This window comes from Herbaspirillum sp. AP02 (genome assembly GCF_015767275.1).
Lineage (GTDB): Bacteria > Pseudomonadota > Gammaproteobacteria > Burkholderiales > Burkholderiaceae_D > Herbaspirillum.
On the sequence record NZ_JADWMY010000002.1, the window covers coordinates 276,455 to 291,939 of the forward strand.

Sequence of the window (15,485 nt, forward strand, 5' to 3'; positions counted from 1 at the left end):
TTGGATTTTAGCGTCTTTTGGGGCGTTTGACCCGGTTTTGGCGGGGACCGCCGGCGCGTCGCGGCCGGCGCGGGAATTCAGTGGCGGATACGGGCGGCCTTGTTGCGTCCCCAGGCCAGCAGCAGCATCAGCAGCGCTATGCCGACGATGAGCTTGTTGCCCAGCAGTATGTAGGGCGTCTGGCCGCCATAGCCCTGTACCTGGCCGGCCAGTACGCCGCGGGTGAAGGGCGGCAGTTCACTGGTGGCGCCGCCCGGCAGGATCACGGCGGTCGCCCCGGTGTTGGTGGCACGCAGCATCGGACGGCCAGTTTCCAGGGTACGCATCTGCGAAATCTGCAAGTGCTGGGGCAGGGCGATGGAGTTGCCGAACCAGGCGATGTTGGACAGGTTCAGCAGCACGCTGGCTTGGGGCTGGCCAGCGCGGTAGGCATCGCGCAACTGGCCGGCGATTTCCTCGCCGAACAGGTCTTCGTAGCAGATGTTGGGCAGGACCCACTGGTCCTTCACGCCAAAGGGCGATTGCACCGGCGTACCGCGGGTCATGTCGCCCAGCGGGATATGCATCAGGTCGACGAACCAGCGGAAACCGGGCGGGATGAACTCGCCGAAGGGGACCAGGTGGTGCTTGTCATAACGGTAAGGCATCAGTACCGACCCGACGCCAGGGCCGAAGCCGAGCACCGAATTGGCATACTGCTGCGGACCATCGGAAAGTGGAATGCCCAGCGCCAGATGACTGCCGCTGAGCTGTGCAAAGCGGGCGATGCGCTCCAGGTAATCCGGCGGCAACTGCTGGGGCAGCAGCGGGATGGCGGTTTCCGGCGTGGCGATCAGGTCGGCCGGGGCCGCGCTGATCATCTGCTCATACATGCCCAGCGTGGCCACCAGGGCATCGTTGGAGAACTTCATTTCCTGCGGAATATTGCCCTGCAGGAGCCGCACCGTGATCGGCTGGCCCTGCGGCGCAGTCCATTGCACCAGACGTAGCGCCACGCCACCCGCACAGAGCAGGGCCGCCGCGCACAGTGGCAGCACGATGCGCTGGCCGGTACCGGCCACGCCCTTGCGGCGCAGCCCCATCCACAGCAGGGCAAGACTGCCGGCGATCAGCGCCGCGACCCAGCCCACCAGATACACCCCGCCGACCGCAGCGAAGCCGGCCAGCGGACCCACCGTATGGGCATAGCCCGAGGTCAGCCAGGGAAAACCGGTGAACACCCAGCCCCGCAGCCATTCCGACAAGGCCCACAGGGCCGGCAGCATGAACAGCGCCAGCAGCAGGGGGGACGACGACCAGCGATTGCGCAGCCAGCCCGCCAGGGCTGTGGCCGCGCCGGCATAGAGGCCCAGGTACAGCGCCAGCAGGCCGACCGCCAGCGCCGCCATCCAGCCTGGCATGCCACCGTAGTCGTGCATGCTGATGTAGAGCCAGTGCACGCCCGCTGCCGACCAGCCGAAGCCATACAGCCAGCCACGCAGGAAGTGACTGCGCACACCGGTCTGCGGCCGCGCCAGCACACCATGGAACAGCCAGGCCAGCGCCAGGATCTGCAGTGGCCACCACTTGAATGGGGCGAAGGCGAAGACATTCAATGCCCCCGCGGCCACCGGCAGCAGCAGGCTGACGACCACAGCAAAGCCGCCGCGTACGGCGGCCTCCCCGCGTGGGGAGTTCAATTCAGGGGAGGCTGGGGAAGTCACGCTGGAAAGGCTTGCAGATCAGTCAATCACTCGTCGTCCACCGGTGCCGGCGGTAGTTTGGACACCAGCAGTACATGTACCTGGCGTGCATCGGCGCGCAGTACTTCGAAATGCAGGCCATCGATATCGAACTCATCGCCCTTGCGTGGCACGCGGCCCACATGGTTGGCAACCAGTCCGCCGATGGTATCGGCCTCGTCCTCGGAGAAGCGGCTGCCCACCTCCTCGTTGAACTGGTCGATCTCGGTGAGCGCCTTGACGCGCCAGCGCGGACCGTGCGGGCCGTCTTTCAGGGCCAGCACATTGTCCTCGGCTTCGTCGAAATCGTATTCGTCCTCGATGTCGCCGACGATCTGTTCCAGCACGTCCTCGATGGTGATCAGGCCGGCCACGCCGCCGTATTCGTCGACCACCACGGCCATGTGGTTGCGATTGGCGCGGAAGTCGCGCAGCAGCACATTGAGGCGTTTGGATTCGGGGATGAAGATGGCCGGGCGCAGCATGTCGCGCACGTCGAAGGATTCCTCCGCGTAGTAGCGCAGCAGGTCCTTGGCCAACAGGACGCCGATGACCTTGTCGCGTTCGCCATCGACGGCGGGGAAACGGGAATGCGAGGTCGCCAGCACTTCCGGCATCCAGGTTTCGATGGGTTTGGAGATATCGATGGTGTCCATCTGCGAGCGCGGGACCATGATGTCGCGCACGGCCAGGTCGGAGACCTGGAACACGCCTTCGATCATCGACAGCGCGTCGGCATCGATCAGGTTGCGCTCGTGGGCGTCATGCAACACTTCGAGCAGTTCTGCCCGGTTCTCGGGCTCGGGGGAAATCAGTGCGGTGAGTCGTTCAAACAGGGAACGATGGGGTTTAGCGTCAGATTTGACGCTACTAGGGTGATCTTGCATGGCGTTAGGCGCGAGCCCGACGTAGTTTCGAAGAGCCATAGGATACAACAATTATGTGACAAGTCCACTAAAGGGACCTGTCCAAGAGGGTCTGCAGCTCATCCTTGCGTCTGCGCTTGCCGGCCGGAAATGCAGGCCGGCACTGGTGTCGCGCGCGGACGAAAAAAAGCCGGCATCAGCGATGCCGGCAAGAACTACTTCAGGGAAATCGTATCGGTGGCGCCCGCTTTTGCGTGCTTATGCGTAGCTGAGCGCGTCCATCTGCACCCCGCCGTGGACCTCGGCGCGCAACTGCGGGCTGCGCTGCGGGTTGGCAAAGACCGCAACCGATGTTGCCTGAGCTTGGGTGGGGGAGAGCTTGAACACGCTCACCACGTCGATCAGGACTTCGGTCTGCTGTTGCATGGACGCAGCGGCGGCGGCGGCTTCCTCTACCAGTGCGGCGTTCTGCTGGGTGGCTTCGTCGATCAGGGCGACGGCGCTGTTGATCTGTTCCAGACCGGTGGTCTGCTCGCTGCTGGCGGCACTGATGTCCTGCACGATCTGGGTCACGCTGCCGATGCTCTTGACCACTTCCTGCATGGTCGTACCGGCTTCGCCGACCTGCTGCTCACCGGCCGCCACCTTGGACACCGACTCGTTGATGAGTGCCTCGATTTCCTTGGCAGCGACGGCCGAGCGTTGCGCCAGGGTGCGCACTTCGGAGGCCACCACGGCGAAGCCACGACCTTGCTCGCCGGCACGGGCCGCTTCCACGGCGGCGTTCAGCGCCAGGATATTGGTCTGGAAGGCGATGCCATCGATGACGCTGATGATGTCCACGATCTTGTGCGACGACGCGCTGATGGAATGCATGGTCTCGACCACCCGACCCACTGCAGCGCCGCCCTTGGCCGCGACTTGCGAGGCGTTGTCGGCCAGGCGGCGGGCTTCACGGGCATTGTCGCTGGTCTGCTTGACGGTGGCGGTCAGCTGCTCCATGGCCGAGGCAGTTTCCTGCAGCGAGCTGGCCTGCTGTTCGGTGCGATTGGACAGGTCCATGTTGCCGCGCTTGATTTCGTCGGAAGCCACGGCGATGGTGTCGGTGCCATGGCGCACTTCGCCGACGATGGACACCAGGCTGTCATTCATGCCCTTGAGCGCAGTCATCAACTGGCCGAGTTCATCCTTGCTGGTCACCTCGATGTGGCTGCCCAGGTCACCGGCCTGCACGCTCTGCGCCACGCTCACGGCCTGGGCCAGCGGACGGGAGATCGAACGGGTCAGCAGCCAGGCGATCAGGCCTCCCAGCATCAGGGCGGCCAGGCTGGCGCCCAGCATGGTCCATTTTGCGAGGTCATAGGCGGCTTCGGCCTGTTCCACGTTGGCTTCCGAATTGCTGCGCAGCATTTTGTTGAATTGCGCGACATGGGCGATGACGCCGTTCAGGATAGGCATGCAATCCTTGACCAGCGAAGCCCGCGCGGCGTCGGTCTGCTGTGAGGTGGCCAGCTTGACGATGTTGACGGCCACCGGCAGATACTGCGCTTCCAGCTTGCGCAACTGTTCCAGCATGTCGCGCTCTTGCTGGGTGGTGGCGGGGTCTTGCATCAGCTTGGTCAGAGCGGCCATGCCGGCATCGATATCCTGTTGCGAGGAGCCGACCAGAGCCAGATCGTTCTTTTGCTCGGCGGCATCGGCCACCAGGGTCAGGTTGCGGGCTGCGATGGCACGCAGTCCGATGGCGAATTGCACCTTGGACAAGGCTTCCAGCTTGCCCTCGTCAATGGAAGTCAGGAAGACGATGCGATCGTTCAGGCGCGACACCTGCTGCAGGCCGAATGCGGCCACTGCCACCAGCAATACCAGGACTGCGGCGAAACCCAGGCCGAGACGATGGCCGATCTTCCAGTTCTTCATGACATTCTCCCCGATGAATAATTGTGTGCTTTCATTCTTGTCCAGCAGGAGCCAAATTCCCATCAGGTTTTTCCTTAAAGTTTGCAGAAAAACCGATGTAAAAGACGGGCTTCGTTGCTCTACCGTCATCACCATCGCGGGTTTGAATATCGATGTGCTCCCATCGATCAGATTTGTCGTAGCCAGGTTGGCAACTGCTTGATGTCCGGCAAGCACACGAAAAAAACGGCCTGCCGCGGCAGACCGTTCATGAATCGAGGCAAGGACGTCGCCCTCAGCGCATCGCGTCAACGCGCGGCATAAGGATTGCCATAGCCCAACCCGGCCAGGATCTCGGTTTCCAGCGTTTCCATCTCGTTGGCCTCTTCATCGTCCTCGTGGTCGTAACCCTGCGCATGCAATACACCATGCACGACCAGGTGGGCGGTGTGTTCTTCCACGCTCTTCTTCTGCTCGGCCGCTTCCTTCTCCAGCACGTCAGTGCAGAAGATGATGTCAGCCTCGGTCACTTCGCTGTCCTCGTCTTCGGTATAGGCGAAGGTGAGCACGTTGGTGGCGTAGTCCTTGCCGCGATAGTCGCGGTTCAGGTCGCGGCCTTCCTCGCTGCCCACGAAGCGCAGTGTCAGCTCGGCCGGGGCGAACAGCGCGGCCTGCACCCAGCGGCGCAGCAGGGGACGGGTGATGGCCTCTTTGAGGCGGTCGTCGGCGTATTGCACCGACAGCGTGAGTTTAGGTTTTGGCATTGCGGGGCCTGGCGGACTTGGTCAAGAGATTGGTGGCGGTGCGGGCGGTGGCACGCGCGGTATCGGGTCGGCTGTTGCCGGCAGCATCGTAAGCGTCGACGATGCGTGCCACCAGCGGGTGGCGTACCACGTCGGCGCTGGTGAAGCGCGAGAAGGCGATGCCGCGCACATCGTGCAGTACCGAGATGGCATCGACCAGGCCGCTCTTCTGGCCGTGGTGCAGGTCGACCTGGGTGACGTCGCCGGTGATGACGGCCTTGCTGCCGAAGCCGATGCGGGTGAGAAACATCTTCATCTGTTCCGGCGTGGTGTTCTGGGCCTCGTCGAGGATGATGAAGGCATGGTTCAGCGTGCGGCCGCGCATGTAGGCCAGCGGGGCGATTTCGATGGCCTGCTTCTCGAACAGCTTCTGGGTACGGTCGAAACCCAGCAGGTCATACAGCGCGTCATACAGTGGCCGCAGGTAGGGGTCGACCTTCTGCGCCAGGTCGCCCGGCAGGAAACCCAGGCGCTCGCCAGCTTCCACCGCCGGACGTGTAAGCACGATGCGCTGCACGGCATCGCGTTCGAGCGCATCGACCGCGCAGGCCACCGCCAGGTAGGTCTTGCCGGTGCCGGCCGGACCGACGCCGAAGGTGATGTCGTGCTCCAGGATGGCGTTGAGGTATTGGCTCTGGTGGGGCGTGCGGCCGCGCAGGTCGTGCTTGCGGGTCTTCAATGCCGGGCTGTCGGGCAGCGGGTCCTGGCTTTCCTGCTCGGCGGCGGCAGCAGCGGCAGCCACTGCTGCTGCTGCGGTGGCCTTCCTGCGGCGCGCCGACAAGGGCGGCAGGCCGGCCTCTTCATCGGCAGCGGCATTGGCGCGTTGTTCGACCAGGGCCAGCTGGATATCGTCCACGGCGACCGGACGATCCGCCTTTTCATAGAAGCGTTCCAGCACTTCCACGGCATGCTCGGCATTGGTGCCGGTCACCACGAAGCGGTCGCCGCGACGGAAGATGGTCACATCCAGCGCGGCCGAAATCTGGCGCAGGTTTTCATCGAGGGCGCCGCACAGGTTCGCCAGGCGCTTGTTGTCCAGCGGCTGGGGGGTGAAGTGGTGAGGCTGGTTGGGGATTTTTTTCAATGCTCGATTCCGGTTAGGGGGATTGAATCATCAATGCTGGGTAAGGAGCGCGCCACGCAGCGAGAACGGGAAGGCCTCGGTGATGCTGACCTCGAGAATCTGCCCGATCAGGCGCTGACCGTTCGGCCCGCCATCAAAGTTGACCACGCGGTTGCTCTCGGTGCGGCCCTGCAATTCATGCTCGCGACGCTTGGAAACACCCTCCACCAGGATGCGCTGCACCGTGCCGACCTGGGCCGCGCTGATCTTGGCCGCGTTGTCATTCAATGCGGCCTGCAGGCGTTGCAGGCGCGCCAGCTTGACTTCGGCCGGCGTATCGTCGGGCAGGTTGGCCGCCGGCGTGCCGGGGCGGGCGCTGAAGATGAAGGAGAAACTGTTGTCGAAGCCGACGTCGGCCACCAGCTTCATCAGCGCTTCGAAATCTTCTTCGGTCTCGCCGGGGAAGCCGACGATGAAGTCCGACTGCACCGTGATGTCCGGGCGCACCTTGCGCATGCGGCGGATCACCGACTTGTATTCCAGCGCCGTGTAGCCGCGCTTCATGGCCGCCAGGATGCGGTCCGAGCCATGCTGTGCCGGCAGGTAGAGGTGGTTGCACAGCTTGGGTACCTTGGCATAGGTATCGATCAGGCGCTGTGAGAATTCCTTGGGATGGCTGGTCACGAAGCGGATGCGCTCGATGCCGGGCAGCTCGGCGATGTACTCGATCAACAGTGCGAAGTCGGCGATCTCGCCATCTTCCATCACGCCGCGATAGGCATTCACGTTCTGGCCCAGCAGCATGATTTCCCTGACGCCCTGGTCCGCCAGCCCGGCCACCTCGGTGAGCACATCCTCGAAGCGGCGCGAGACTTCTTCGCCACGGGTATAGGGCACCACGCAATAGCTGCAATACTTGCTGCAGCCTTCCATGATGGAGACATAGGCGCTGGCGCCCTCTACCCGCGCCGGTGGCAGGTGGTCGAACTTCTCGATCTCTGGGAAGCTGATGTCCACCTGCGGGCGACCGCTGTAGCGTCGCTCGCTGATCATCTGTGGCAAGCGGTGCAGGGTCTGCGGGCCGAACACCATGTCCACGAAGGGGGCGCGCTTGATGATGGCGTCGCCCTCCTGCGAGGCCACGCAGCCGCCCACACCGATGAGCAGGTCGGGGTTGTCCTTCTTCAGCGCGCGCAGCCGGCCCAGGTCGGAAAACACCTTTTCCTGCGCCTTTTCGCGGATGGAACAGGTGTTGAGCAAGATCACGTCCGCCTCTTCCGGACGGTCGGTCTTGATGAGACCGTCGGAGGCATTGAGCACGTCGGCCATCTTGTCCGAGTCGTACTCGTTCATCTGGCAGCCGAAGGTTTTGATGAATACTTTTTTCTGCATAAATCTGTTTCAGGCGTAGAGCGCTGGAGAGGCCGCATGGACCCATGCGGGCGCCGGCAAGGAGGAGGGCGGCGGGCCGCTGGAATCTGCTGCTGCAGCGGTGGAGGAGCCCGTCCTCGAAGGTTCGCGATTATATCACCGCAGGCCGCGCCAGGCCGGGCGTGGCCTGCGGGCGGCGCATTGCCGGGAATCGGCTCAGAGTTCGCCGCAGCAGTCCAGAAGCCAGTCCAGTACCGCACGCAGGCGCGGCAGGGCCTTGAGGTCGCGGTGGAAGACCGCCCACAGCTCGCGCTCCAGCTGTGGCGCGGCGTCCACAGTCTGCAATTCCGGCGCCAGTAGGTAGCTGGGCAGCAGCGCCAGTCCGACCCCGGCGCGGGCCGCCATGCACTGCGCCACCAGGCTGGTGCTGCGAAAGCGCACCGGATTGCCGGCGGCATGGGTGGCAATCCAGTGCGTCTCGGGAATGTCAGGCACGCCATCGTCATAGCCGACGAAGGGCGCCGTCTTGCGGGCGCGACGCCACAGGGCGACATTGGGCGGCGTGCCGCACAGGTAGAAGCGCACCGCCCCCAGCCGGCGCGCGATCAGTTCGCCATCCTGCGGCCGGGCGAAGCGCAGCGCCAGGTCGGCCTCGCGCCGGGCCAGGCTGAGCGTCTGGTGGCCCAGTGCCAGCTCCACGTCCAGCGCCGGCCATTGCTGCAACAGCGCCGGCAGGCGCGGCGCCAGGAACAGGGTGCCGATGGCATCGGTGCAGGCCAGGCGCAGCTTGCCTTCCAGTCGCAGGTCTTCACCGGCCAGGGTGCGGGCCAGTTGCCGGGTCTGTTCCTGCATGGCGCGGGCGGCCGTCAGCACACTTTCGCCGAAGCGGGTGAGTTCGACATCGTCGGCGCGCCGGATGAACAGCGGCGCCTGCATCGCCGCTTCCAGTTGCTGCAGGCGGCGGCTGATGGTGGCGTGCGTCACACCCAGCGTGCGTGCCGCGCCGGAAAAGCTGCCCGCATCGATGAAGGCGGCAAAGCTGCGCAGGCTTTCCCAGTCGGCCTGCAAGGCTGCATGGGCCGATTGCGGGGTGGTCGGCATGGCTGTCAATTTTTTCACAGGTGGCTATCGGTGACGGGGAATGGTGGTGCGAATTTTATCGGACTAAGATGGCTCGTCGTCATCTTCCTGCATTGCCTTCTCAAATTTCCTCTTCCCTTTTTCAGACAAGGAGTCACGCATGTCCCAGCCACAGACCCTGATCCAGATCGCCGGCGGTACCTCCCGCGCCGCCACCTGGCAGGAAGCCGTCCTGCTCATCATCGACCATCAGACCGAATACACCATCGGCCGCGCCCCGCTGGCCGGCATCGATGCCGCCGTCGGCCAGATCGCCACCCTGCTGGCGCAGGCGCGTGCCGCTGGGGCACCGGTGATCCACGTGGTCCATCATGGCAAGCCCGGCGGCGCCATGTTCGATCCGCAAGGGCCGCATGTGGCCATCATCGACGGCCTGCAGGCCGAGCCCGGCGAACAGATCGTGCACAAGGGCTTGCCCAATTCCTTTGCCGGTACCACGCTGGACGAGGCCCTGCAGAAGACCGGTCGCCGTGCCCTGATCGTGGCCGGTTTCGCCACCCACATGTGCGTCAGTGCCACCGTACGCTCGGCGTTGGACCACGGCTATGCCAGTACCGTGGTCGCCGCCGCCTGCGCCACGCGTGACCTGCCCGACCCGCTGGGTGGCCAGCCCGTCAGCGCCGCCGATGTCCAGCGCGTGGCCCTGGTCGAGCTGGCGGATCGTTTCGCCACCGTGGTACCGGATGCGAACGCGCTGGCGACAGCCTGACAATGACCGGAGGAGTTCGCTGCTTCTAAAAATCACGCTCAAGCGCTACCCATGCGGTAGTGTTTTTTTGGGAGCAGCCGGTCTCTAATCCGGCTGCGCAAACGACCTTCAGTGCGTCACACCAGGAACACCTGGCCAGTGGTCCAGCGTGTCTGGCTGGCCTCAGGTGGCGCAAAGGCCGCCATCGCATGCACCAGCTTGTCGACATCGCTGTCGTAGAGGGTCCAGCCGTCAGCCGTGCGAATACGCTCAATGTGATTGTCCGCCCCGCTGGCACCGCCGACGTACCAGTCCTTCACCCTGATCTGATCCGCCGTCCCCAGCACATCGATCTGCAGATCATTGTCCACGTGACGGAACCACAGCTGGGTCCGGTCAATGTCCGTCAACATCAGCATATCGGTGCGGCCAGTCTTATCGTGGTCCACAAGGATGTCTTTCCCATCGCCCGCGCTGTACAAGTAAGTATCGTTGCCGCTCCCCCCGATCAAGATATCGTTCCCGCGCCCGCCGGACAGGATGTCATTGCCTCCATAGCCTTCGATCCGATTGTCATTGGCGTCGCCGACGAGGCGGTCGGCTGCATCGGTGCCGCCCAGGTTTTCGATGCCGATCAGTGTGTCTACGCCTCCCCCGAGAATGACCGTGCCGCGTAGCAACGAGGCATCAATGCCAACCCCGGCACCCGCCAGATAATTGTCCCGGTATTGAGCTGCGAAAAGGTGAGCGTCGGCGCAAGCTTTTCCAAGGTCGCGCCCAGCGCCAGATAGTCGGTCAGCTTGAACATGGAGTGGTTAGCCATGGGGTTGACCAGGCTGCCTTCTTGGTAAAGCGAAATCTTCTTGCCATATTGGTTGAAGCCCAGGGTCCAATAAGACTTCTCGCCCCAGTCATTGGTGGTCACGCTCACGCCGTTGCCAGCCCTGAAGTTGGTCTGCTTGAGGGCTGCAGCATCAAAGCTGCGCGTACCCAACGCCGTAGTGCCTAACAGGGTCTCAATGTTGTTGAATTCGGCGCGGATGTTGTTGCCCGCCGCGTCGCTAAAGCCTGCACTGTTGAAAGTAGTGACCGCCAAGACCTTGGCGCCAAACAGACGCGTGAACGCGGTGGAGAGGTAACCACCGAGACTGTGGCCATTGACGCCGGTGATGGTGTTGACCTGGCCATAGAGTTCACCGATGGCGACCACTGGAGTGTCGGCGGCGAAGGTGAAGGAATTCAGAAGAGGGGTGACTACGCTATCCACCCGAATCTGTTTGACCATGTCGCCTGGTTTGGCGGTGATCCGCATCCACCAGTTGGCCATGTCGCGCACCTGGTTGTAGGCGACGCCGCGTGAGGCAAGATCGACATCGGCCTCGATGTCGGCTCCACCATCTTCAGGTTGCGTTCCGCGAAAGGAGACATACACTTCACCGGCGTAGGCTGTCCCAGCCTTGCCGCGCCAAACAGTAGCATCAAGGCCGGACCCCAGCAGGGGGATGTCGCTTTTGTTTTCTGAGGCGATGACGTCGAAGTTCTCGGCGATGAATTGCGCTTGTTTTTCAGTCATTCGTTTCTTGAGGGCGTCGAACATTTTTCCGACATCTAAATCCCTGTCTAAATCTATGTAGGCTGCATCGGAAAGCAAGGCACTGATGTACGTATTGTGGATCGTTTTCATTGGGATTTCTCCTTATTAAGTAAATTTTTCATATTGATTTTCTTGCGAATCTCAAGCTCATCTTTGGGCCAGCAGGTAGTAGTACCTCCGAGCCCAAAGCCTAACTTTCCAAGCAACAAGCCACCGCTAGTATGTACTGCGTTGTAGTTCATAAATGGTTGCCCCGTTTCTGCATCTATGTAGGTGACCGGTTGAATCTCAATCGGTATGGCTGTTCCAGGAACTTGCGAAAAAAGTTCCGGGCTGACGTTTCGTACAGTCTTTACGCTTTTCCAGTTCGGGTTGAGCCAAACAACCGCCTCTTTCTCACAAAGCCGTTTGAATTGCCAACGACCGATCAACTCATCGGCAATGGGTGCGATAAACGCCAAAGGCACGAACAGAAAAGACCACGCCGGTTTCAGGCCCAGCCATCGTGGGATTGCTCTGCCAAAATAAAAAGCGGATACCAACCACACAACGAACACGACGATGAACAACAATCCGATCATGCCGACACCTTCCAGGCATCTTGATTTGCAGCGTCGCTAGTACCTGCACTGTTGGAAGTAGTGACCGCCAAGACCTTGGCGCCAAACAGACGCGTGAACGTTGTAGAAAGGTAGCCACCGAGACTGTGGCCATTGACACCGGTGATGGCATTGACCTGGCCGTAGAGTTCGCCGGTGGCGACCACTGGAGTGTCGGCGGTGAAGGTGTAGATATTTGTGAGAGGGGAGCGAGCAATGGTCTCGACCTTGATCTGCCTGACCAATTCGCCAGGCTTGGCCGTGGCCCTCATCCACCAATTGGCCATGTCGCGCAGTTGTTCGTAAGGTACCCCACGAGAAGCGAGGCTCACGTCATCCAAGATATCCTGCGCACCCTGCGTCCCCCTCAGGGAAACGTAAACCTGACCCGCATAGTCTGTGCCAGACTTTCCTCGCCAAACTACCGCATCGAAGCCTTCGGACGCAGAGAGCGTTTGAGTCAGGGTTTCGAAGTTGGCGAGCAGGAAATCGGCCTGAATTTGAGTTAAGGAAGCAGCGAGATTAGAGCGGATTTTATTAATTGAAAGAGGCTGATTAAATTTATCTAAAAACGCTACGTAAGAAGCATCAGCAAGCAAGGCATTAACGTAGGTGGTTCTAATGATAGTCATAATTTATTTTTAATTTAAGAGTTTGGACGAGGTTCAAATACGAGATCAAGCAGCTTAAGTGTTTCTTGAAATTTGGTGATATTCCAAAGACGACTTGGACATAGATCAGGCAGTATCAACGCCATCGACTTCCCATTTGATCCCGCTGGAAAGTTGAGAAACCCTGCGGAAAAATTGACGGTCGTAGCCCGTATAACCGGCTTGTCGTAATTTTTTAGCATAGATGATGAGTGTTCAATTTCTGCTTTAATATCTAGGCCACGCCGCGTGAGGCAAGATCGACATCGGCCTCCATGTCGGCTCGGCCGCCTTGCGGTTGCGTTCCACGCAAGGAGACAAAAACCTCGCCGGCGTAGACTTTTCCAACCTTGCCGCGCCATACAGTGGCGTCAAAGCCGGATCCTGGCAGCGGGATGTCGCGTTTGTTTTCTGATGCGATGACCTCGAAGTTCTCGGCGATGAATTTCGCTTGATCTTTGGCCATTCTCTTTTTGAGGGCGTTGACCATTTTTCCGACATCCAAATCCCTGTCTAAATCTATGTAGGCTGCATCGGCAAGCAAGGCACTGATGTACGCGTTGTGGATCGTTTTCACTGCTATTTCTCCTTATTAAGTAAATTTTTTATATCGATTTTCTTCCTGATGTGAACATTCATATGGAAGAAAAACGACGTACGCTGAAATTCAGAAAGGGAGGCGTCACGGTGTTCGACTATCGCCATGGTGGCAGGGGGTTCGACAGATGCAAGCCTATTTGCCTTGCTTTGCCCAAAATTTTTCAAGCAAGCAAAACTTATGATCAGCGGGGCAATCAAGGTGGGCGTGATCGTGAGATTACGTCTCGTGAAATCCGTCTTTTTACAGCTCACTTCGAACCTGTATCTGGGTCTCTACGTTTGCTGAAATATGTTTTTGCGGATCGTGTTTTACGCGCGAATGAAGCGAGGTGATCAGAACGTTGCTGAGTGATCAGGTATGGAATAAGGCCGGAGCAATCTTGCTTGGTAAGAAGGCGACCGAGAATGAATGGCGCTGGATAACCGGGGGAGAAGCTTTGCCCACCAAGGCCCTTTTATGTCGTGTTATCCATAAGTTGATCGATATCGAATTTTTCTGAAGAAAATTTCATCACGTTGACGACGTGGAACTAGCAATAATTGGAATTTCCCGGAGAACATTCAGGAGCACTGAAATTCACGTGACAGAATCGCTTAGTTTGTCGGCTGTCAAAAAATGTCCATCACGCCCCATGCCCGGCTGCAAGGCCAGGCGCAGCAAGCGTGACAGACGTACCGAACAGAACCACTGCAGTTTCGCACTGCCGCATTTCACTAAAGTGGCTGCATAAGGCGGCTCGGTCGCCGACGCCACGCTCCCTGGAAAAAGGATGAGTCGAACATGATCCCGGCAGTCTTTCGCGACAGGCTCGACGCCCTGCTCGCCAGCGGCCAGCGCACGATACTTGGACTGGTCGGGCCGCCCGGCTGTGGCAAGTCCACGCTGGCGCAGGCCTTGCTCGACCAGGCCGGCTCCCGCGCTGCGGTGCTGCCCATGGATGGCTATCACCTCGCCAATGCCGAGCTGGCACGCCTGGGGCGCGCTGCCCGCAAGGGCGCCGAGGATACCTTCGACAGCGCCGGTTTCGTCCACCTGCTGTCGCGCCTGCGCAGTCAGGCCGCCGACGAGATGGTCTACGCCCCGCGATTCCTGCGTGAGATCGAGGAAGCCATTGCCGGCAGCATCGCCATCAGCGCCGATATCCCGCTCATCATCACCGAAGGCAACTACCTGCTGCTCGACCGCGGCCACTGGTCGCGCGTGCGTCCGCTGCTGGACGAGATCTGGTATGTCGAGGTCGATCCCGTCCTGCGGCTGGAACGCCTGATCGCCCGCCATGTGCAGTTCGGGCGCAGCCGGGCCGATGCCGAGGCCTGGGTGATGAATAGCGATGAAATCAATGCCGCCCTGATCGCCACCACGCGGGATCGGGCCGACCGTATTTTTCGCTGGGACTGAACTCCCGGCGTGAATGTCAGCAGCACGCAAGACGTAGAACAAGCCATCCCCCTCTCTAAAAAAAACCGGAGACAAGCATGATCAGAAAAACCCTCGCCATCGCCTGTGCCACGCTCTCGCTGGCATCCATCACATATGAGGTCCAGGCCGCCGACAAGCCGCTGAAGTCGGTTGGCGTCACCTTGGGCGACCTCGCCAATCCCTTCTTCGTGGCCATCGCCAAGGGGGCCGAGAGCGGCGCCCACAAGATCAACCCCGAGGCCCGGGTGACCGTGGTGTCCTCCAAGTACGACCTCAACACCCAGGTCGGCCAGATCGAGAATTTCATCGCCAACAAGGTTGACATGATCGTGCTCAACGCGGCCGACTCCAAGGGCGTCGGCCCGGCGGTGAAGAAGGCGAAGAAGGCTGGCATCGTGGTGGTGGCGGTGGACGTGGCCGCCGAAGGGGCCGATGTCACCGTCATGTCGGATAACACCATGGCTGGCGCCGAATCCTGCAGGTTCATTGCCGACAAGTTGCAGGGCAAGGGCAATGTGGTCATCGTCAATGGCCCGCCGGTCTCGGCGGTGATGGACCGCGTCACCGGTTGCAAGGCCGAGTTCAAGAAGTCGCCCGGCATCAAGATCCTTTCCGATAACCAGAATGCCGGTGGCAGCCGCGATGGTGGCATGACCACCATGTCCAATCTGCTGGCGGCGCACGGCAAGATCGATGGCGTCTTCGCCATCAACGACCCCACCGCGATCGGCGCCGAACTGGCGATCCGCCAGGCCAAGCGCAGCGACATCAAGGTCATCAGTGGCGTGGATGGCGCACCCGATGCCGAGCGCGCCCTGAAGGATAGCAAGTCGCTGTTCGCCGCCTCGCCGGCGCAGGACCCGTATGGCATGGCTGCCGAGAGCGTGGCCATCGGCTATCAGCTCATGAATGGTCGCGCCCCGGAAAAGAACGTCAAGCTGCTGCCGGTGAAGTTGATCACCCGCGACAACGTGGCCGACTACAAGGGCTGGGTCCCGGCCAACTGATGAGCTGATCAACGGCTGCCGCGAGCGCGCCGACCTGCCTCCACCTTGGCCGGTCTGTCCGCTT

General features: G+C 61.1%; 15 protein-coding genes. 3 read left to right on the forward strand and 12 right to left on the reverse strand.

The window, feature by feature from the left end:
• Window positions 1-77: 77 nt before the first annotated feature.
• From lnt to I5R65_RS07235, 7 genes are all read right to left on the reverse strand, one after another.
• Entirely contained in the window at window positions 78-1,634 is a 1,557-nt protein-coding gene (gene lnt, locus I5R65_RS07205) for an apolipoprotein N-acyltransferase (RefSeq protein WP_370546259.1), read from the reverse strand.
• 95 nt (window positions 1,635-1,729) lie between these two features.
• Window positions 1,730-2,608 carry an HlyC/CorC family transporter gene (locus tag I5R65_RS07210; RefSeq protein WP_180665818.1) on the reverse strand — a complete coding sequence of 293 codons (879 nt, stop codon included), beginning with the start codon at window positions 2,606-2,608 and terminating at the stop codon, window positions 1,730-1,732.
• Window positions 2,609-2,845: 237 nt separating this feature from the next.
• Window positions 2,846-4,570, reverse strand: a complete 1,725-nt coding sequence (locus I5R65_RS07215; protein ID WP_180665820.1) for a methyl-accepting chemotaxis protein — start codon at window positions 4,568-4,570, stop codon at window positions 2,846-2,848.
• 224 nt (window positions 4,571-4,794) lie between these two features.
• A complete protein-coding gene (gene ybeY / locus I5R65_RS07220) occupies window positions 4,795-5,250 on the reverse strand; it encodes an rRNA maturation RNase YbeY (RefSeq protein ID WP_180665822.1) in 456 nt (151 codons plus the stop codon).
• A complete protein-coding gene (locus I5R65_RS07225) occupies window positions 5,237-6,373 on the reverse strand; it encodes a PhoH family protein (protein ID WP_180665824.1) in 1,137 nt (378 codons plus the stop codon). Before I5R65_RS07225 ends, ybeY begins: the two co-directional genes overlap by 14 nt.
• Window positions 6,374-6,403: 30 nt before the next feature.
• Window positions 6,404-7,744 carry a tRNA (N6-isopentenyl adenosine(37)-C2)-methylthiotransferase MiaB gene (miaB, locus tag I5R65_RS07230; RefSeq protein ID WP_180665826.1) on the reverse strand — a complete coding sequence of 447 codons (1,341 nt, stop codon included), beginning with the start codon at window positions 7,742-7,744 and terminating at the stop codon, window positions 6,404-6,406.
• Between the two features lie 195 nt (window positions 7,745-7,939).
• On the reverse strand, window positions 7,940-8,842 hold the full coding sequence (locus I5R65_RS07235; RefSeq protein WP_370460907.1) for a LysR family transcriptional regulator: 903 nt from the start codon (window positions 8,840-8,842) through the stop codon (window positions 7,940-7,942).
• A 121-nt stretch (window positions 8,843-8,963) separates the two neighbouring features.
• Between I5R65_RS07235 and I5R65_RS07240 the strand changes: the two genes are divergently transcribed.
• A complete protein-coding gene (locus I5R65_RS07240) occupies window positions 8,964-9,572 on the forward strand; it encodes a cysteine hydrolase family protein (protein ID WP_180665828.1) in 609 nt (202 codons plus the stop codon).
• A 116-nt stretch (window positions 9,573-9,688) separates the two neighbouring features.
• Here I5R65_RS07240 and I5R65_RS07245 read toward each other — a convergent pair whose 3' ends face one another.
• The 5 genes from I5R65_RS07245 to I5R65_RS07265 all read right to left on the reverse strand — a co-directional run bounded on the left by I5R65_RS07245 (window position 9,689) and on the right by I5R65_RS07265 (window position 12,971).
• Window positions 9,689-10,231, reverse strand: coding sequence for a calcium-binding protein (locus I5R65_RS07245; RefSeq protein ID WP_231395100.1), 543 nt, complete (start codon window positions 10,229-10,231; stop codon window positions 9,689-9,691).
• Window positions 10,195-11,235 (reverse strand): hypothetical protein, encoded by a 1,041-nt coding sequence (locus I5R65_RS07250; protein WP_180665830.1) that lies wholly within the window; start codon window positions 11,233-11,235, stop codon window positions 10,195-10,197. Before I5R65_RS07250 ends, I5R65_RS07245 begins: the two co-directional genes overlap by 37 nt.
• A complete protein-coding gene (locus tag I5R65_RS07255) occupies window positions 11,232-11,726 on the reverse strand; it encodes a hypothetical protein (RefSeq protein ID WP_180665832.1) in 495 nt (164 codons plus the stop codon). The genes I5R65_RS07250 and I5R65_RS07255 overlap by 4 nt, the downstream gene beginning before the upstream one ends.
• The gene (locus tag I5R65_RS07260) at window positions 11,723-12,376 is read right to left on the reverse strand and encodes a hypothetical protein (protein WP_180665834.1); all 654 of its coding nucleotides are present in this window, start codon (window positions 12,374-12,376) and stop codon (window positions 11,723-11,725) included. Before I5R65_RS07260 ends, I5R65_RS07255 begins: the two co-directional genes overlap by 4 nt.
• Window positions 12,377-12,629: 253 nt before the next feature.
• Window positions 12,630-12,971, reverse strand: a complete 342-nt coding sequence (locus I5R65_RS07265) for a hypothetical protein (protein ID WP_180665836.1) — start codon at window positions 12,969-12,971, stop codon at window positions 12,630-12,632.
• An 804-nt stretch (window positions 12,972-13,775) separates the two neighbouring features.
• Between I5R65_RS07265 and I5R65_RS07270 the strand changes: the two genes are divergently transcribed.
• Complete coding sequence (locus tag I5R65_RS07270) at window positions 13,776-14,393, forward strand: nucleoside/nucleotide kinase family protein (protein ID WP_180665838.1); 618 nt, start codon at window positions 13,776-13,778, stop codon at window positions 14,391-14,393.
• A 77-nt stretch (window positions 14,394-14,470) separates the two neighbouring features.
• Complete coding sequence (locus tag I5R65_RS07275) at window positions 14,471-15,421, forward strand: ABC transporter substrate-binding protein (protein ID WP_180665840.1); 951 nt, start codon at window positions 14,471-14,473, stop codon at window positions 15,419-15,421.
• The last annotated feature ends 64 nt before the right edge of the window (window positions 15,422-15,485 follow it).

Excerpts from the sequence above, each read along its gene's own strand:
- I5R65_RS07210 (WP_180665818.1), bottom strand. The coding sequence starts at position 2,608 with ATGCAAGATCACCCTAGTAGCGTCAAATCTGACGCTAAACCCCATCGT.
- I5R65_RS07215 (WP_180665820.1), bottom strand. The coding sequence starts at position 4,570 with ATGGGAATTTGGCTCCTGCTGGACAAGAATGAAAGCACACAATTATTC.
- ybeY (WP_180665822.1), bottom strand. The coding sequence starts at position 5,250 with ATGCCAAAACCTAAACTCACGCTGTCGGTGCAATACGCCGACGACCGC.
- miaB (WP_180665826.1), bottom strand. The coding sequence starts at position 7,744 with ATGCAGAAAAAAGTATTCATCAAAACCTTCGGCTGCCAGATGAACGAG.
- I5R65_RS07240 (WP_180665828.1), top strand. The coding sequence starts at position 8,964 with ATGTCCCAGCCACAGACCCTGATCCAGATCGCCGGCGGTACCTCCCGC.
- I5R65_RS07250 (WP_180665830.1), bottom strand. The coding sequence starts at position 11,235 with ATGAAAACGATCCACAATACGTACATCAGTGCCTTGCTTTCCGATGCA.
- I5R65_RS07255 (WP_180665832.1), bottom strand. The coding sequence starts at position 11,726 with ATGATCGGATTGTTGTTCATCGTCGTGTTCGTTGTGTGGTTGGTATCC.
- I5R65_RS07260 (WP_180665834.1), bottom strand. The coding sequence starts at position 12,376 with ATGACTATCATTAGAACCACCTACGTTAATGCCTTGCTTGCTGATGCT.
- I5R65_RS07270 (WP_180665838.1), top strand. The coding sequence starts at position 13,776 with ATGATCCCGGCAGTCTTTCGCGACAGGCTCGACGCCCTGCTCGCCAGC.
- I5R65_RS07275 (WP_180665840.1), top strand. The coding sequence starts at position 14,471 with ATGATCAGAAAAACCCTCGCCATCGCCTGTGCCACGCTCTCGCTGGCA.